This window comes from Leuconostoc sp. LN180020 (assembly GCF_014844115.1).
Taxonomy (GTDB): domain Bacteria; phylum Bacillota; class Bacilli; order Lactobacillales; family Lactobacillaceae; genus Leuconostoc; species Leuconostoc citreum.
Map to the genome: position 1 here is coordinate 1,743,456 of NZ_CP039736.1, position 19,047 is coordinate 1,762,502.

Annotated in this window: 15 protein-coding genes and 1 tRNA gene; 5 read left to right on the plus strand and 11 right to left on the minus strand. The window is 40.3% G+C overall.

Going from position 1 to position 19,047, the window contains the following annotated elements; translation table 11 throughout:
* Nucleotides 1-5 precede the first annotated feature (5 nt).
* Nucleotides 6-1,811, minus strand: coding sequence for a glutamine--fructose-6-phosphate transaminase (isomerizing) (glmS, locus tag FAZ25_RS08815; protein ID WP_192269548.1), 1,806 nt, complete (start codon nt 1,809-1,811; stop codon nt 6-8).
* 184 nt (nt 1,812-1,995) lie between these two features.
* Between glmS and ade the strand changes: the two genes are divergently transcribed.
* Entirely contained in the window at nt 1,996-3,651 is a 1,656-nt protein-coding gene (gene ade / locus FAZ25_RS08820; RefSeq protein ID WP_004904139.1) for an adenine deaminase, read from the plus strand.
* Between the two features lie 2 nt (nt 3,652-3,653).
* A complete protein-coding gene (locus FAZ25_RS08825; protein WP_004903480.1) occupies nt 3,654-4,160 on the plus strand; it encodes a hypothetical protein in 507 nt (168 codons plus the stop codon).
* 36 nt (nt 4,161-4,196) lie between these two features.
* On the opposite strand, the gene FAZ25_RS08830 is transcribed toward FAZ25_RS08825, so the two are convergent.
* The 4 genes from FAZ25_RS08830 to FAZ25_RS08845 all read right to left on the minus strand — a co-directional run bounded on the left by FAZ25_RS08830 (nt 4,197) and on the right by FAZ25_RS08845 (nt 8,552).
* Entirely contained in the window at nt 4,197-6,608 is a 2,412-nt protein-coding gene (locus tag FAZ25_RS08830) for a DNA translocase FtsK (protein WP_192269551.1), read from the minus strand.
* A 134-nt stretch (nt 6,609-6,742) separates the two neighbouring features.
* Nucleotides 6,743-6,814: transfer RNA gene (locus FAZ25_RS08835), tRNA-Glu, on the minus strand.
* 71 nt (nt 6,815-6,885) lie between these two features.
* Nucleotides 6,886-7,398: a tRNA (cytidine(34)-2'-O)-methyltransferase gene (locus FAZ25_RS08840; protein WP_004903484.1), complete on the minus strand. Its 513-nt coding sequence runs from the start codon at nt 7,396-7,398 to the stop codon at nt 6,886-6,888.
* Nucleotides 7,395-8,552 (minus strand): AI-2E family transporter, encoded by a 1,158-nt coding sequence (locus FAZ25_RS08845; protein ID WP_192269554.1) that lies wholly within the window; start codon nt 8,550-8,552, stop codon nt 7,395-7,397. Before FAZ25_RS08845 ends, FAZ25_RS08840 begins: the two co-directional genes overlap by 4 nt.
* A 172-nt stretch (nt 8,553-8,724) precedes the next feature.
* Between FAZ25_RS08845 and mvaD the strand changes: the two genes are divergently transcribed.
* From mvaD to fni, 3 genes are read left to right on the plus strand one after another with little or no spacing between them, the layout of a single operon-like run.
* Nucleotides 8,725-9,675: a diphosphomevalonate decarboxylase gene (mvaD, locus tag FAZ25_RS08850; protein WP_040176748.1), complete on the plus strand. Its 951-nt coding sequence runs from the start codon at nt 8,725-8,727 to the stop codon at nt 9,673-9,675.
* The gene (locus FAZ25_RS08855) at nt 9,668-10,687 is read left to right on the plus strand and encodes a phosphomevalonate kinase (RefSeq protein ID WP_192269557.1); all 1,020 of its coding nucleotides are present in this window, start codon (nt 9,668-9,670) and stop codon (nt 10,685-10,687) included. The genes mvaD and FAZ25_RS08855 overlap by 8 nt, the downstream gene beginning before the upstream one ends.
* A 3-nt stretch (nt 10,688-10,690) precedes the next feature.
* The gene (gene fni / locus FAZ25_RS08860) at nt 10,691-11,752 is read left to right on the plus strand and encodes a type 2 isopentenyl-diphosphate Delta-isomerase (RefSeq protein ID WP_192269560.1); all 1,062 of its coding nucleotides are present in this window, start codon (nt 10,691-10,693) and stop codon (nt 11,750-11,752) included.
* 14 nt (nt 11,753-11,766) lie between these two features.
* Here the strand turns inward: fni and hpt are convergent, their stop codons facing one another.
* The 6 genes from hpt to purD form a co-directional block, all read right to left on the minus strand.
* Entirely contained in the window at nt 11,767-12,330 is a 564-nt protein-coding gene (gene hpt / locus FAZ25_RS08865; protein WP_085698913.1) for a hypoxanthine phosphoribosyltransferase, read from the minus strand.
* The gene (gene purB / locus FAZ25_RS08870; RefSeq protein ID WP_004908177.1) at nt 12,327-13,622 is read right to left on the minus strand and encodes an adenylosuccinate lyase; all 1,296 of its coding nucleotides are present in this window, start codon (nt 13,620-13,622) and stop codon (nt 12,327-12,329) included. Before purB ends, hpt begins: the two co-directional genes overlap by 4 nt.
* A 178-nt stretch (nt 13,623-13,800) precedes the next feature.
* Nucleotides 13,801-15,018, minus strand: a complete 1,218-nt coding sequence (locus tag FAZ25_RS08875) for an OFA family MFS transporter (protein WP_192269563.1) — start codon at nt 15,016-15,018, stop codon at nt 13,801-13,803.
* A gap of 131 nt (nt 15,019-15,149) precedes the next feature.
* Nucleotides 15,150-15,953: an alpha/beta hydrolase family protein gene (locus FAZ25_RS08880; RefSeq protein ID WP_192269566.1), complete on the minus strand. Its 804-nt coding sequence runs from the start codon at nt 15,951-15,953 to the stop codon at nt 15,150-15,152.
* Nucleotides 15,954-16,020: 67 nt separating this feature from the next.
* On the minus strand, nt 16,021-17,685 hold the full coding sequence (locus tag FAZ25_RS08885) for a formate--tetrahydrofolate ligase (protein WP_192269569.1): 1,665 nt from the start codon (nt 17,683-17,685) through the stop codon (nt 16,021-16,023).
* Between the two features lie 41 nt (nt 17,686-17,726).
* Nucleotides 17,727-18,980 (minus strand): phosphoribosylamine--glycine ligase, encoded by a 1,254-nt coding sequence (gene purD, locus FAZ25_RS08890; protein ID WP_192269572.1) that lies wholly within the window; start codon nt 18,978-18,980, stop codon nt 17,727-17,729.
* Between the last annotated feature and the right edge of the window lie 67 nt (nt 18,981-19,047).

The window sequence follows — 19,047 nt, forward strand, 5'->3', positions numbered from 1 at the left end:
AAAAATTACTGAACCGTAACAGATTTTGCGAGGTTTCTTGGTCGATCAACATCTAAACCACGATCAAGCGTTGCGTAATAAGCAATGAGCTGTGCTGGAATAACCGTTAACAATGGCATTAATAGTTCATTAACTTCTGGCAAAACATAAGCATCACCAGCTTTAGCCAGCGCTTTACTTGAAATAATGACAGCATTGGCACCGCGAGCGGTCACTTGCGCAATTTCACCACGCACAAGGCCAGCTGTTTTTGTCTGTGTCAATAAAGCAAAGACGGGTGTTCCTTCTTCAATTAATGAGATGGTGCCATGCTTTAATTCTCCGGCGGCAAAACCTTCTGTTTGAACATATGATATTTCTTTTAGCTTTAATGCCGCTTCAACGGCAACAGCTGCATCTAAGCCACGGCCAATATAGAAAGCAGAACGACGGTCACGCAATGCTGATTCCGCAATCGTCTTAAAGGCCTCTTTTTGATCGATAATGACTTGCATTTCAACAGCAACCTTTGCCAACTCATGCTTCAAATCTAAGGTGCTATTTCCAGCGGCATGCGCCAAAATAGCTTCCACAATAATTTGAGCCGTATATGCTTTTGTTGATGCCACAGCGATTTCTGGTCCAGCAAGCAATGGTAGGGCGAAATCAGCTTCACGCGTCAAAGTTGAATTCATCACATTAGCGATAGTCAATGAACCAAAGCCTTGCTTAATGACATTATCTAATACTTCACGGGAATCTGCTGTTTCTCCAGATTGACTTAAGAAAATAAAGAAAGGCTTGTCGCTCAACAATGGCTGATCATAAGCAAATTCTGATGAGATATGAACCTCAGTTGGCTTACCAGTCCATTGCTCAAAGTAACGCTTGCCCACCAAACCAGCATGATAAGATGTGCCTGCTGCAACGATATATAATCGATCAGCTGACTGTATTGCTTCAATAATGGCCGGATCAATGTTTTGAATCTGATTATCATCATCAAAATAATGTTGTGATAATGTTCTGGCGACAATGGCTTGTTCATCAACCTCTTTCAACATGTAATATGGGTAAACCCCCTTATCTGTTTCTGAAGCATCGATATCAATATGGAAAGCTTCGCGCGTAATCTCTTGGCCGGCTGCATCAAATAAAGTTACTTTGGCTTTATCAATAATAGCAACTTCACCGTCCATCAATTCGATGAAATTTTGTGTCACATCCAACATTGCTGCTGCATCTGAAGTCACAACATTACCTGAGTCTGATACACCAATTAGCAATGGTGACTTTTTCTTAGCAGCATACATTAAGTTGGGTGTTTCACGATCCATTAACAAAAAGCCATAAGCTGAATTGTCATCCAACAAAGCAATCATCTTACGGAAAGCATCCAACGTTGACAATTGGTCTTCCTTTGAAAACTTATCAATCAATTGTACCGCGATTTCGGTATCAGTTTCTGAATGCAGTATCACCCCTTGCAAATAAGTGTCACGTAATTCATCATAATTTTCAATAACACCATTGTGTACCAGATAAAAACGGCCATCTTCTGACATGTGAGGATGCGCATTTTCAACTGATACACCACCGTGTGTCGCCCAGCGCGTATGTGCAATACCTGCTGTCCCAGCAATACCTTTGCCTTTTGTTGCAGCTTCTAATTTTGACACGCGGCCTTTTTCACGAATTAAAAAGTCCCCCGCTGCACCATTACTAACATAAACACCAGCTGAATCATAACCGCGATATTCAAGCTTTTCTAATCCCTTTAATAGGCTAGGCAAAACTTGATTGATACCAGTATATCCAACAATTCCACACATAAATAAATTCCTCTTTTTCAAATTGGTTAAGATTAAATATCAAACTAACACCCACTATTCTAAAGCAATAAAAAGGTTTTGTCAACGAAATCAAATAATTGGTATACCTCTAAAATAAGTAGATAACAGCGTATTCGGCACGCAATTTATGGTAAACTGTTAGAAACTGAAAGAGGGATTTATTGTGGCAAAAACAGTATCATGGCATATTATTAATGCTAAAATTTTAGATGTATTTAATTTAACTTTTGAAACCAGCGAACTATGGATTGATCATGATAAAATTGTCTATCGCGGTCGTCGTTCAGATTTACAAGCTCAGCATACGTTTGATGCGCAAGGACAGTATATTGTTCCCGGGTTAATTGATGCCCATATGCACATCGAAAGTTCTTTGCTGGCCCCAAGTGAATTCAGCAAATTAGTTGTGCCACATGGTATTACACGCGTCATTGCTGATCCACATGAAATAGCTAGTGTTGCTGGCGTATCAGGTATACAATATATGCTTGAAGAAGCTAGACAATCACAACTCCATATCCATTATATGTTACCTTCATCTGTGCCAGCAACACCTTTTGAACACGCTGGCGCAACACTTCATGCGGATGCATTAAAGCCTTTTTACAGTGTTCCAGAAGTAAATGGTCTTGCAGAAGTCATGGATTTTCCGGCAGTTTTCAATGAAGATGAAGATATGCACCAAAAAATCAGCGATGCACAAGCAGCTGGGAAACATGTTGACGGACATGCTTCTGGACTTTCACGAGAACAACTAGCCATTTATCGTAAGTATGGCATTGATACTGACCATGAAAGCGAAAATGCGCAACAAGCACGCGATCGTTTAAATGCTGGCTTTTCAGTATTTGTTCGTGAAGGAACGGTAGAACGCGATGAATCCGCCATTTTACCGGCAATTAGCGTAGCAAACCAAGCGCACTTTTCCTTCGCAACAGATGACAAAACCGCTAATGATATTCAACATGAAGGTGCCATTGATTTTAATGTAAAACTCGCCATCCAATCTGGCATGAGCCCGGCTATGGCTTTTACAATTGCAAGTTATAACGCCGCTACTGCTCATCGGCTAGACAACGTTGGGGCACTCACAGATGGTTATGTTGCTGATCTTGTTATTATTGATTCATTAGACGATTTCAATATCAAAAAAGTGATGATTAGTGGCCAATGGTATGTTGAACCGGAAACCACAGTCTTACCGCTAGCCAATCAATCGCTCAATTTCACACTCACTGTAGATGACCTCAAGCTGCCAATCAACGATAAAAAGCCTGCCCATGTTATCGAAATTATGCCACACCATATTACAACTACCCATTTAGTTGAAGATGTACCAAGCCAAGAAGGCTTGTTTGTCGCCGATAAAACTTATGCTAAAATCGTGGTTGCTGAACGTTATCATAATCTCGGTCATGGTGTTGGTATCATTAAGGGATTCCAAATGACAGATGGCGCTATTGCTTCGACAATAGCCCATGATTCGCATAATATTATTATCGCTGGTACAAATGATGAAGATATGCTTTTGGCAGCAAACAAATTACGTGAAATTGGTGGTGGTGAAGTTGTTGTCAACAACGGACAAATAACCACATTGCCCTTAGCAATTGGTGGTTTGATGTCTGAACAATCGTATACAACTGTTATTCAAGAAAACAACACTCTGCAAGCTGCTTTTTCAAAGATAAGTCATCTTAATTTTGATCCGTTCTTAACTTTGTCTTTCATGGCTTTACCCGTCATCCCTAGCCTAAAAATAACTGATCAAGGGCTATTTGATTTCAATACATTTTCATTTATCAACATTCAGGACTAATTATGCAAACATTAAGTATTTCCCCACAAAACCTCCTAACAATTCTTATCGGGCAACAAACGATTCTCCCTCATGCGCCTAGTGGTCAATTTTTACTGGCAACTCATAAACATGCACAACTAAATTTACCATCTGAGATGGCTGGTTGTATTGTATACATTGATGATCAATCACAGGCAACACTAGTTGCATTGGTTCACCCTTTTCATGTTGCGCAGCACGACAGTATTTTCGACACTGATGACAGACTCATTCATCGGGAACCTTATAATTGGTTTGGACCGCAAGCTCTAGTGATTGAAAAAAAGTTAAATGATTTTTCTAAAACATATGATGGTCCTTTGACTGAGGACGGTGCCATTCCTCGCAATTACATTCCGGATAACATTGCGCAACCAGCACTATTATCAGACGAATACTGGAATAGCTATTTACCATTTGTAAACGACCCGACTGGTTCATTTGCGCAACAAGTACAACCATTATTTAAGCACAATCAAAATAGTTAATATAAAAAAGCCTAACTTTTATCGTTAGGCTTTTTATTAATTAATATCTTGCTGATGTTCTGTCCCAGAACTACCATCACTGATATTCACACGTCTTGGACGCGAGCCATCTGACGGACCAATATAACCGCCAGATTCTAAGTCATCAATTAAACGTGCTGCGCGATTATAACCAATCCTAAAACGACGCTGCAACAAAGATGTTGAAGCTTTCTGCTGTTCAATCACAAATTGTAGCGCTTCTTGGAATAGCTCGTCTTCACTGTTTCCTTGATTTGTACCATCAGTCGATTCTTGTGCAATATCTTCGTCGGTAACGGTCATCGCTTCAGAATATTGAACAGTCTGTTGAGATTTAACAAAGTCAACAACATTCGTAACATCTGTATTACTAATAAAAGCACCTTGTATTCTTTGGCTCGGCTTGCCAGGTGGGGCAAAAATCATATCCCCTTTACCAAGTAACTTTTCAGCACCGTTAGTGTCTAAAATTGTCCGAGAATCAGTACCTGACGCGGTTCGGAATGCGATACGTCCCGGAATATTACTTTTGATTGTGCCATTAATTACTTTAACATCCGGCCGCTGTGTGGCTAAAATCATATGAATGCCTGCGGCACGTGCTTTGGCGCCTAAACGTGCTATAGACACTTCGATTTCTGATCCTACTGTACTCATTAAATCAGCAAATTCATCAACTATAGCAACAATGTAGGGCATTTTTTGCATGATGGCTGCCCCAGTAGTGGCTGCTTCATCGTTCTGCTTGGCAACAGCTGCGTTATACTCACCAATATTTCTTTTGCCAAATTGTGCCAAAAGCTTATAGCGATTTTCCATTTCGTCAACGACTTTTTGCAAGGACTTAGCAGCTTTACGGGGATCGGATACCACCGGTGTTAATAAATGCGGAATACCATTATAAATTGATAATTCAACAACTTTAGGATCAACCATCATCAATTTTAATTCACTCGGTTTTGCTTTCAACAATAGCGACACAATAATGCCATTCAAACCAACAGATTTTCCCGAACCAGTTGAGCCAGCAATCAGCAAATGCGGCATATCGGCTAGATTAGCTGTAATGATATTGCCAGTAACATCGCGCCCTAATGGCACACTAAGCAAATGCTTATCATCCTTCGGTGCATGTTCTATCATATCTCTAAAACCAACAACTGCTTGCGTATCATTAGGAACTTCGACACCAACATATGGTTTACCAGGAATTGGTGCTTCAATACGAATCGATTTTGCCGCAAGTGCGAGCGCGAGATCATCAGCTAAATTAGCAATACGGTTGACTTTTACACCTTGCCCTGGCTTCAATTCATATTGTGTAACTGTCGGCCCTAAAGACACACTCGTGACTTCTGCCTCCACGCCAAAACTCGACAGTGTATCATGTACCAAACGTGATTTTTCAGTTAAACTCTGAAACTCGTTGGTTTGGTCAGTTGGCGATACTTGTGTCAATAAATCGGATGATGGTAATTGATAATCTGGATTGTCGATTTCTGGTTGATCTGTCGTCATCACGGTATCATCATCGCGTGCTGTTTTGTCAAGGCTGTTTGTTGTTTCGGCTGTTGGTGCTTTTTTAGGTGCGTCCGATTCATTATTTACATCATCAGTCACTGGTCCTTGCCACTTGATTTCCGGCTCAACAAAAGGTTGTGCAGGCTCTTGATGTACCGCGGGCATTTCCGATTGCACAATTTCTGCTTGCTTTTTATGGTGAAGACCTAATGGGTCTTCACCATAATCTGTAATATCTTTCTTGGGCTTTTTTCTAAATAAAGACTGTCGTTTTTCTGGTCTATTTTCACGTTGAGACTGAACATAGGCAACCCCTTCTTGAGCTTTTTCGAAGCCTTTTTGGGTTAAATCACGTGCTGGAATCCTGAAGAAAATCACTACCCCACCAAAAAAAAGTATCAATGAAATAATCCAAGTCCCTATGTTAGAGAGTAGCGTAAATGATACTTGATAGAGTAGTGCGCCAACTACACCACCTCCTACGGGCGTGTTAGCTGATTTGTTGGCGACATCTTGTGCAATCAACCGCAGAATTTCACTAGCAAAACCATTACTATTTTTTATGTCGTACGTGAAAAATAATAGTGATGATAAAGTCAAAAGTGCTACGAAAGCCATAACCAAACCGATAACAAAATGATGTGCCACTTTGATCCATTTTTTAAAGATAAAATAATAACCTAAAGATACGGTTAATGGTAGTAAGGCCACCCAATACAAATTTCCAAATAGAAAACGACCGGCATCAGCCACATAGACACCTAATAAGCCAAGTTTAAAAAGACCTAAAATTCCTAGTAATGTTGCGAGTAAAATAGTGATATTTTTACCAACAACAACACGAGTGCTTGTTTTTTTGCGCGATGTAGTTGTTCGCCTCTTTTGTGGTGTTTTTCGAGTTGCCAATGGTTTTATCCTTTAAAATTAAATTAATATATCATCTTTTATTTTAGCATGAAACAAAAACAAACACATGTTCGTTTTTGTTTTGCTTAACCTCATGCTATATAAAAAGCCGCAACCGAAGTTGCGACTTGATATAGCTCGTGAGAGAATCGAACTCTCGATTCCGCCGTGAAAGGGCAGCGTCTTAGCCACTTGACCAACGAGCCATGGTCAGTGCAGTCTAACTGTGTTAGACAACTATAATATAATACCAAGAAAACATCTAGCTGTCAAGCGCCTACTTCAACTTATCTTGTTCATACGTATGCGTTGTTTCCAAGTTTTGAAAACTTTGTTGACGTAATGCTTCATATAAAACAATCGCAACCGTGTTAGATAAGTTCAATGACCTAATGTGTGTATCATCTTGGGGTATACGAATGGCTTTTTCAGGATTCTGTCGCATAAATACCTCTGGTAAACCAGTCGTTTCTTTACCAAACAAGAAGTAATGGTCACCCTGAGATTCAGCATAATCAGGTTGTGTATAATCCATATTAGCAAACTTCGATACCAGATATAAATGATCTTTTTCAGTCAACGTCTCTAGAAAATCAGGTAAGCTAGCATGCTTGACCAACTGCACATGATCCCAATAATCAAGGCCTGCACGTTTAACATGCTTATCATCTAATTCAAAACCAAGCGGTTCAATGAGATGTAAAACAGCATCAGTCCCTGCTGTGGTACGCGCAATATTACCAGTATTAGCTGGCATCAAGGGTTCAAATAATACGATATGATTTGTCATTTTGATCCATCTTCCAATTCTTCTTTAAAAAATTCTGAGTTACTACGCCACCAAGTATAGATACGCGTGACAATAACTTTAATCACAGCATAAGCTGGAACAGCCAACACGACACCTAACACGCCAAATATGTGACCACTGCTTAGCAGTACAACAATCACAGTTACCGGATGAATTGATAATGCTTCACCAAGAATTTTTGGCGCAATCACATGCCCTTCTATAGGTTGCTCAATAGCTAATACAATAATCGCTAAAATTAATAGTTTTGGTCCACCAGCAATCAAGGCGACCGCAAAGACCGGCACTTGTGCCAAAATAGATCCAACGTAAGGTATCATATTAAAAATACCTGCCATAAGTGCTAGCAAAATACCATACGGTAAACCAATGACCGTATACCCGATACCAAACATCACCATTACAGCGAAAGCCACACCCAATTGGCCTCGAATATACTGCGCAATTTGTTTACTAATATCTGTTAATAATTGCCCAATAGAGCGCTGTGCTTTTCTAGGAAATTTTTCAGATATAAAAGCTGAAAATTTGTGCCCATCTAACAGCATATAGTAAAGAATAAAAGGTGTTGAGACGGCGGTAACCCCTACACTTGTCAAAGTAGAAGCAAACGTACCTATGCCAGCTACACCACTTGTCAAATATTTACGACTCCAGTCGATCATGCTCTGATTGATGTTGGTATTTGTATTATTCAAAAACTCGCGTACTGGCCTAAACTGCGCGGATTTGAAAGTTTCATTAATGAAATTTTGACTCGTACGCCAATAGTCAGGCCAGTTATTAATAAAGGCAATGATTTGGTCACGCAAGACAATGACGACCACCGCTAAAATACCAGCAATGATAGCCAACAGTAAAATCAAAATAATCGCAATGGAAAGTCGACGTGGCATGCGCGTGTATCTACTCATCAAATTGATCAACGGACTCAGCAGATAATATAACACACCGGCAATCAATATTGGTGCGCCTACTGCAGTAAATAATGCACGCACTGGCTCAAAAATAAATCGAATTTGCCAACTTAAAAAAATAATTAATAAGATAAGCAAAATAACTAACAGCCCGTTTAAAAGATTATTGCCGGAAAACCAGCGCCTATACCATGATGGCTTTTCGTTGTTTTTCATTGTCAGAGGCCCTCTATTTTTAGTTTATTAGTTTATAATTTTAGCTTGTAATACCATCATATCATACTCTAAATGTAATCGTTGATTGGTTGTTTCACAATTAAATTGCGTTAGTGTCTCTCCATTAAAATATATGATATTATTAAGTTAGTTTAATTTTAGGAAGAACAATATGCCTTCAACTGCCACAGCCCATACAAATATAGCCCTAATCAAGTATTGGGGCAAAAAAAATACGCGTTTGAATTTACCAACAACGTCGTCAATTTCATTAACACTCGACCAATTTTATACGAAGACAACAGTCACACCAAATAGTCAGGCTGATCAATTATTTATTAATGGCAACGCCACCGACGCAACGCGTGTACACAACTTCTTAAATAATTTGCGCCAATATTTAGGTGATTTTGAACCTTTAACTGTCACTTCCAATAATCATGTCCCCACAAGTGCCGGACTGGCTTCATCGGCATCCGCTTTTGCGGCCTTAACCGCAGCCACAGCACGTGAACTGAACTTCAATTTACCCTTAACGACACTCTCCCGGCTCGCTCGCCGTGGCTCTGGGTCAGCATCACGTTCATTCTATGGCCATTTTGCCATTTGGCATGAAGGTATTGATGATACGTCGTCTTTTGCCGAAAGTTTGAATGCGCCAGCTATGCCAATCGCATTAGTCGTTGCTGAAGTATCTGATGCCGCCAAAAAAGTTGGTTCCACAGAAGGGATGCGGCGCGCCGTCACTTCTCCGGACTATCAAGAATGGTTACGTGAAAGTGCTAAACAATTAGTTGATATGAAGCAAGCCATTCAGCACAGTGATATTGAAAAAATTGGTGCCATCGCCGAAAAAAATGCCCTCAGTATGCATGCTTTGAATTTAACCGCACGTCAAAAGCCTTTTACATACTTTACTTGTGACACGCAACGTATTTTATCTATTGTCTCTGATTTGCGTCATCAAGGCATATTAGCTTTTGCTACCTTAGATGCAGGCCCTAATGTTAAAATAATTACAACTTTGGATTCCGCTAAGCTAGTCGAAGCGGCTTTGTTATCTGAATTACCGGCACTTCATGTTCAAACCGCTACAAGCGGTTCAGGTATTATTTATGACTAAAATACTCATCCCCGGCAAACTATTTTTAGCCGGTGAATATGCAATTACACATCCAGGAAATACCGCATTAATTGCGACAACAAAGACTGGTTTATCTGTTGAAATAGAATCAGCCGCCCAAACATCGGTCATACATTCCAATACAATTACTACCGATTGGCATTTCAACATTACAGAAACCGCAATAGTTAGCACTGACGACTGGCGTTATGTCAGAGCAGCCGTCAATATTATGCAAGCTTATACCACAACAAATCAATTCAAACCATTAAGCAATATTAACGTCAACATCACTAGTAATCTTAACAGTCCCTTTGGTAAAATCGGTCTTGGCTCTTCTGCAGCTGTCGTTGTGGGCATAGTTGAAGCTATTAATGCACAATTTAATCTGAAACTACCAATTTTAACACGCTTTAAATTGGCTAGTCTTGCCCATCTACATGTTCAAAAAAACGGGTCCCTGGGTGATATTGCAGCTATTATGTATGGTGGTGTGATTGCCTATCAAAGTCCTGATTTATCCAGTTTTAGACAAAATGATGAAAATTGGCTTAGACCATCATTGGCTAACAAAATTTGGCCAAAATTGCATATTGCGCAGTTGCCTTGGCCGCCAAAGTGGCAGTTACTTTTGGGCGCAACTTTGGAGTCGGCTGATACAAAATCAGCGCTAGAACATTTTATTTTATCAAAACAATTTATTACAGAAAGTCAACAAATAGTCCAAAGCCTTATCCACACCATTACTCAAGAAGATTATCCACAATTAGCACTAGGTTTGCGTCGCAATCAAGAGCTACTGCAAAACAGCTTACCCACAGGCTATATTACGCCTAAACTTGCCCACTTACTCGAAAGCTTGACCAATATAGCTGGTAAAATTAGCGGTGCTGGCTTTGGCGATAATGGCTTTGCGGTACTGCAAAACAATGCTGAACAACTAGAATCAGTTTGGCAACGATATCAAATTGTTGCACAACCTATTATCATTTCACCACAAAAGCGAGGTTAGTCTATGCGTGAATCAGCTCAAGCTCATCGCAAAGATGAGCATTTGTCACTCGGCGTCAATCTTTGGCGTCAGCAAAATTTTCTCACACCTGGTGCAAGTTACGAAGATGTGAGATGGTTGCCTGTAGTGTTCCCAGAGATGGCCGTATCCGACACCGATGTAAGTGTTGATTTGTTTAATCATCATTTTGACTGGCCTTTTTATATCGAGGCTATGACAGGAGGCTCCGAACTCACCGGACGAATCAATAGTCAGCTAGCCGAAGTGGCTAGAACAACCAACTTAGCCATGGCGGTTGGCTCACAATCTATTGCACTCAAAGAACCCGATCTTGCGAGCACTTTTAAAGTTGCTCGCAAACAGCATCCGGATGGCTTTTTAATTGCTAATTTAGGTGCCGATCATCCAATTGAAAATGTTCGCGCAGCTGTTGATATGATTGATGCCAATGCCATTGAAATGCATGTCAACGTTGCCCAAGAATTAGTCATGGCCGAAGGCGATCGAGAATTTTTTTGGCTAGATAACTTGGCTAACGTTATTGCCAAATCGCCTGTCCCCGTTATCATTAAAGAGGTCGGCTTTGGTATGAGCCAATCAGCTATAAAAACAATTCAACAATTGAATCCAGCTGCAATCAATATCGGTGGCGCTAACGGTACCAACTTTGCAGTAATTGAACGTCGTCGGAATCGCCAAGCTGAAACATTGAACATTGATCAATTTGGTTTATCAACAGTTGAAAGCCTTATTTCTGCTCAAATCATGCAAAATCAATATCCTATTATTGCAACTGGTGGCATTCAATCAGCCAATGATGTGATTACGAGCTTGATGTTGGGTGCAACATTAGTCTCTAGTGCTGGCTTTATGTTAAAAACATTAATGGATAATGGGCAAAGTGCTTTAGTACAACAAATTGAGGGTTGGCAATCTGCTTTACCACGATTACTTACCCTACTGGGTGCGCAATCCAACCAAGAGCTCGTCGAAAAACAACGTCTGTACTCACCCTCTTTACAAAATTTCATCACACAACAAAAAGCGTCACCTGAAAATAGGTGACGCTTTTTGTTAGTTTATTTAATTAAATCAACCTTGTCAAAGTCAACAACAGCAATAACTGGTAGATTTCGGAAAAAATTGTTATAGTCCATACCGTAGCCTACTAAAAATTCGTCAGGCACATCTAAACCAAAATAATCAACTTCAAAGTCAACAACACGTGCTGCTTTTTTATCAGCTAAAGCCACAGTCGTCACACTAGCGGCTCCCTTTAACTCAAAGTAGTTATGCAACCACTGCATCGTACGTCCTGAATCGATAATTTCATCAACAATCACAACATCTCGACCAGTTAAGTCCATGCTGACATCATGAACCACTTTAACTTGACCTGTTGATGATGCGCCAGTATAACTTTTTACATCAATAAAATCAAAATCAACATCCAATGCCATTTTGCGTAGTAAGTCGGTTGCAAAAATCACCCCACCCTTTAACACAGCAATAAAAACTGGCCGTTGCTCGTGCTCAGCAAATTGCAATGTTAATTCGTTAGCCACCCGTTGCACCTGGGCTTGAATATCTGTTTCGGTTGCTAAAACTGTTTTAATCGCTGGATGGTTAATTAATGATTTCATGCCAAACCCACTCTCTTGAAAATATCATCAACATGACGCAAATGATAATGATAATCAAATGCATCATCAATTTGTGCCTTGCTCAACTTGTCTGTAATTGTGGGATCTGCATCAACCAACTCACGGAACATTAAGCGTTCATCCCAAGAACGTGCTGTTAAAGGTTGCACAGTATCATATGCCTGTTCGCGTGATAATCCGGCATCAATAAGACTCAAAAGTAAACGCTGAGAATAAATTAAACCGTACGTACGATCCATATTTTGACGCATTGTATCAGGGAAAACACCCAAATTATTCAAAATACCTGTTTGGCGGTCCAATATATAGTCTAATATTGCTGTTGCATCAGCTAAAATAATGCGTTCAGCAGAAGAATGAGAAATATCACGTTCGTGCCATAAAGTCACATTTTCAAGTGCTGTCACAGCATAGCCGCGCAACACACGTGCCAAACCAGTAATATTTTCATCACCAATTGGATTACGCTTATGCGGCATAGCGGAAGACCCTTTTTGTCCCTTGGCAAAGCCTTCTTCAACTTCATGAATTTCCGAGCGTTGTAAAGAACGAATTTCTGTTGCTAATTCTTCCATTTGTGTTCCAATCAAGGCAATGGTTTGAATGTAATCCGCATGCAAATCACGTGGCAACACTTGTGATCCAATTGGTTGTGGTGTTAAGCCAAGTTCTTTCATAGCCACAGCCTCAACATAAGGGGGCACGTTGGCAAATGTGCCTACGGCACCAGATAATTTACCGGTTTCCACTTCTGCCGATACACGGTCGAATCGTTCAATGGCACGTGATGCTGACGCGTAAAAACGTGCCATCTTCAAACCAAATGTAGTTGGTTCAGCATGAACACCGTGTGTCCGTCCCATCATCACTGTGTCCTTATACTTTAAAGCTAAAGCTTTTATGGCTGCCTGCCATGCTTTTAAATCTTTCTTGATAATGTCATTAGCCTGTCGCAAACGCAAGGCCTGCGCGGTGTCAACAACATCTGTTGACGTTAAGCCATAATGAATCCATTTACGTTCCTCGCCCAACGATTCAGAAACGTTACGCGTAAAAGCAACGACATCATGACGCGTCGATAATTCAATTTCGGCGATACGATCAACATCAAATGTTGCATGCTTGCGAATTTTGACTAAGTCAGCTGCCGGAATATGCCCTGCGGCAACCCAACCAGCATCAACAGCAATTTCAACATCAAGCCAAGTCTGATATTGATTATGTAATGACCAAATATCACGAAGTGCTTGACGAGAGTAACGTTCTATCATTTTAAGATTTCCTCTGCTTAATTAGTGTTCTATCTTGCAATTCAATTGTACCAGTTAAATGTGCCCTTGCGTTCGTTATTTTATTAGTTTTATCTCACAAACTCTGTTTTTCATCACCTAAAAGCGAACAATGGAGCTGTTTGATGGTATCAAGACGAACGTTAGGATTGTAAACGTTTTATTGAATTAATGTTTGCTGGGGTTTAACTACCCAAGTTGCGATGATATAAGCAATAGCGTACAGTACAGCGATTGCAATAAACACGTTTTGGTAGGGCATCTTCAAACCATGTACAATAAAACTGGCTAATTGATTACCTGATAAACCAGCTGCCGCCCAGGCAGTTAAAGCCACGCCATGAATTTTTGAAATTGCTTGCATACCAAAGCGATCCGCGAGCAATGGTGGTAAAGCTGAGAAACCGCCACCATAACCAGCATTAATTAAAAAGAAAGTCATAACCAGTACAATAGGCATGAGGCGACTAGCATCTGGTAAGAAAAATGCGGCCAATGACATCATTAATGACATGGCAAAAATAATGCGATAAATCGTGTTGCGGTCACGCAATCTATCTGAAAAAGTAGCAAAGCCAATACGACCTGCGGCGTTAAAAAACGCATCAATACTAACAATCGTAGCAATAGCGGCTACTGAGAAGACGGCTGAACCAGAATCATTATGAAGACCTGACAAAATATCTTTTTCTTGTGAAATAATGGCTAGCCCAGCAGTAATATTTAAATAAAACATCAACCAAATACCAATAAAATTCGTGTTTTTGATCAAAATCATTGGGCTAAAACGATTTTTCAAAGGTTTTTCATGCCAATTAGCTGGTTTTCTAATCAATAACGCCCCACTTAACATCATCAACGCAAAAATGACACTCAAAATCACAAACATTTGCCACAGACCAGCACTTTTTTGGAGTGACATCATAATTGGTGAAAAAATCATTTTTGACAAACCAAATCCAGCAACCGCTAATCCAGTCCCTAGTCCTTTATTGTCTTTAAACCATAACATCAAATTTTTGACCGGTGTCAGATAACCGATACCAAGACCAATGCCCATGATTACCCCATAAAAAATATAAATACCCACCAGCGATTTCTGCTGAATACTGATGCCTGTACCAACCATACCCACAACAAAGAAAGCAGTAGATAACATAGCTGATTTTTTAATATCCCGCTCAACAAAAGGTCCCAAAACTGCAGCTGATAAACCTAAAAACAAAATAGCTATCGAAAATGCCCATTCAACGCTTGGTACCGATTGCCCAATGTTATCAGCAATTGCTTGTTTAAAAACACTCCAAGCATACACTGTTCCAATACTGCCGTGAATGAGTAGCGCTGGCAATGCTGCTCGTAACCACTTATTTTCCATGTGACTGATTCTCCTAATAATTTATCTTATCATTTAATCATATTTTTTAAACGGTGTAAACAAAATACGTATATTTAATAATAAAATGAGATTAATATAATTAAAAACACGAACTTTTTTCAGTTCGTGTTTTACGAAAGTCGTTTTTCTTGTTGATAATTAATCGGTAGCCACTCAAGCACACGCTCAATTTGTTTATCCCAGTAATACCATTCATGTTCACCGTGACTTGTTTCAAAAACAACATCATATCCCAACGCTTTAATTTGCGCTATCGATTGCTGATTATTTTCAAACAAATAATCTTCTTCACCAATCCATGCATATAATTTTGGTAGGTTCGTCTGTTGTTGCGTTTGTTGCTGTGCAAGCGCCAGCAAATCATTTTCTGACCCCTCAAATTTTGACAAATCACCAAAAATACCACGCCAGTAAGCATCATTTTGCCATGTACTACGCTCAGGAAAATTTGGATTGCCCATTAAGGCACCAGATAATGAAGCTGCATAACTAAATTGTTGGCTGCTAAAGGCCATTTTAAAGGCCCCATAACCGCCCATTGACAAACCTGCAACGAAATTTTTCTCCCGCCTACGAGATAGTTGTGGTAATAAAGTAGCCACTTTTTCGGGTAATTCTTGTAATAGTGCATCAAAATATGACATACCGTATTGCGTATTGGTATACCAAGCCAAATCTGTGGATGGCATAACAATAGCCACTGGTGTTTGCCGAACCAGTCTTTCAATGCTTGTCCGACGTGACCAAACTGCCTGATCACCTGACATACCATGCAAAAGATAAAGGACTGGAATATCTTGCAAGTCCGTGTTTGTCCATTGTGGATTATGATCAGACAATTCAGGTAAAATCACATGCATGATACGATCCATACCCAAAATTTGGGAGTAATAATTAATTTGTAAATACGCCATTCAAATTATCTTTTCCTCAATTTATACAACGCAAACAAGCGTTCCCAGCTAGCAGAACAACATATTCTTAAAACAGACCTGTAATTTTCCCTGTCTCATCAATGTCAATATCAAGTGCCGCTGGATGTTTTGGTAACCCTGGCATCGTTAAAATAGACCCAGTCATCGCCACGAGAAAACCTGCGCCTAATTTGGGCACAAACTCACGAACATGTATCACAAAGTCTTTGGGTGCGCCCAATCGTTTAGGATCATCAGAAAACGAATATTGCGTTTTAGCCATAATAATCGGCAATTTGTCCCACCCTTGCGCCTTAAAAGCCATGAGTTGTTTTTGCGCTGTTGCCGATAATTCAACGCCTAATCCACCATAAATTGTGGTGACAATCGCATTAAGCTTATCAGTTGCTTCATCTTCTGGTTGATAGAGTGGTGTGTAGTCTGCTTCTTGATCAGCTGCTTCAATAACCGCTGCTGCCAAATCTTGTGCTCCGGCGCCACCTTCTGCCCAAACTGTTGTCGTATAAGCTGCTGCACCAAAGGCCTGTGCATAGTCCTTAATCGCTTGAATTTCCGAATCAGTATCAGCAGAAAAACGATTAATAGCAACAACAACAGGTACACCGTATCGGCCCATTGCCTTAAGATGCTGACCCAAGTTTTCTAAACCAGCTGCTAGTGCTGTTAAATTTTCATTATTCAAGTCAGCTAAAGCCACACCCCCATGATGCTTTAAAGCACGCACTGTGGCAACTACCACAATTGTATCAGGTGTCTTGCCTAGTATTGGGACTTTAACATCCAAAAACTTTTCACCACCCAAATCAGCACCGAAGCCACCCTCAGTGACTGTATAGTCAGCTAATTGCAGCGCTGTTTTAGTCGCCAAAATTGAGTTTGTTCCCTGTGCAATATTAGCGAATGGGCCACCATGAACAATCGCTGGTGTATGTGCCAGCGTCTGAACTAAATTAGGCATAATTGCGTCTTTTAATAGCACAGCTAAAGCACCTGAGACACCTAAATCAGCGACTGTTACAGGTACTTTATCATAAGTATAACCAACCACAATACGTGCAACACGCGCTTTTAAATCCATCAAATCCGTAGATAATGTTAAAATAGCCATCAACTCAGAAGCTACCGTAATATCGAAACCGTCTTCTCTTGGCACGCCCGATGTTGGGCCTCCCATACCAATTGTGATATGGCGCAAAGCGCGATCATTGATGTCCAAGACACGTTTCCAAATGATGCGACGTGGGTCAATATTTAATGGGTTGCCTTGTTGTAGGCTATTATCTACAACAGCAGCCAAGGTGTCATGTGCGGCAGTTAAGGCATGAAAATCGCCTGTAAAATGGAGGTTAATATCAGCCATCGGTATAACTTGTGACATACCACCACCCGTTGCACCACCTTTCATTCCCATCACAGGTCCAAGGGACGGTTCACGCAAAGCAATCATTGTTTTTTTACCAGCTAACGCCAGTGCATCAGCTAGACCAACTGTCACGGTTGATTTTCCTTCGCCTGCTGGCGTTGGATTAATAGACGTTACCAAAATTAACTTCCCTAAGTCCTTTTTGCGGGAAATTGTAGGATCTAATTTAATTTTAGCTTTATCATAACCATAAGGTAAAATTTCATTTGGTTTCAAACCGGCTTTTTCGGCAATTTGTGTGATTGGTAATATTTCAGCTGATTGTGCAATGGCGATATCTGTCTGCATCGTTTTAACTCCTCGTTCCATCATAATAAGTATTAACTAGCTCATTCTTTCGCTTCGTGTGCTATTGCTTGATAAGCAATATCATGTCTGTATTGAAGTGATGTGTCTAATTGATCAATTTTATTATAAACTTTTTGTTGTGCTAACGTGGTGTTCACGTCATGGGCTACCACTGTTGCAACGCGCCCACCACTGGCAATGCCGTTTTTCACACCAGCAAAATTAATTACTAACGGTGCAACATCTTTATCTGTTGGCACTTGTGCACCTTTTATAGGCGCTTCCGGATAGCCCTCAGCCGCTAGAACAACACCAACATAAACATCAGAGGTTTGCCAGTCAGATGTGATTTGCTCACCATGACATAATTGGTTGATTAAATTATAAAAATCACCAGTGTATTGTGGCAAAACTACTTGTGCCTCTGGATCCCCAAAGCGCACATTAAATTCAATGACCTTTGGCCCATCGGCAGTCAGCATGACCCCTGTGTATAACACACCAGAAAACGGTGTGCCCTCCGTTGTCATTGCCGCAATCGTTGGCATCACAAGTTCAGCAATTGCACGTTGACGCGTTACGCTATTAATCCAGCGTACGGGACTATATGCGCCCATTCCACCAGTATTAGGTCCTTTATCGTGATCAAAGCGTCGCTTATGATCTTGAGCCAGCGGTGCGTGTGTCACAATCCCGTTTTGCCCCACCAATGAAAAAATAGAAAATTCGACACCTTCTAAATATTCTTCAATAACTAATTTAGCTTTGGGTTCATGCTTATATACTTTAGATAAATAAGCTTTTGCATCGGCTTCACTTGTAATAATAGACACACCTTTACCCAAAGCTAAACCATCTAATTTAAAAACAATTGGCAACCCGAGTTTTTCTACAGCAGCTATAGCGTCAGCCATTGAAGATACTGTGCAAGATTGGGCTGTTGGGATGTGATACTTTTCTAAGATGTGTTTCGTAAATGACTTTGACCCTTCTAGTTGTGCTGCGACTTTACTAGGTCCAAAAATAGTTAATCCCGATGCTTGAAAAACATCGACTACGCCAAGTGTTAATGGTTCCTCGTTACCAACAAATGTCAAATCAACAGCCTGTTGAATTGCTAACTCACGTAAGCCAATTAAATCAGTTACGGCAACTTCAGCCAGTTGTATTCCCGTATCACGCATCCCATCATTTCCTGGTGCAACAATAACCGTTGTTACTTGTTCACTACGTAAAAATGCCTGTGCTAAAGCGTGCTCTCTTGCCCCTGAACCAATGATTAATATTTTTTTCATCTTATCCTCTGAATGTTCGTTTTATGACCTTATACATTCCTAGTTTACCAAAAAAAAAAGCCTTTGT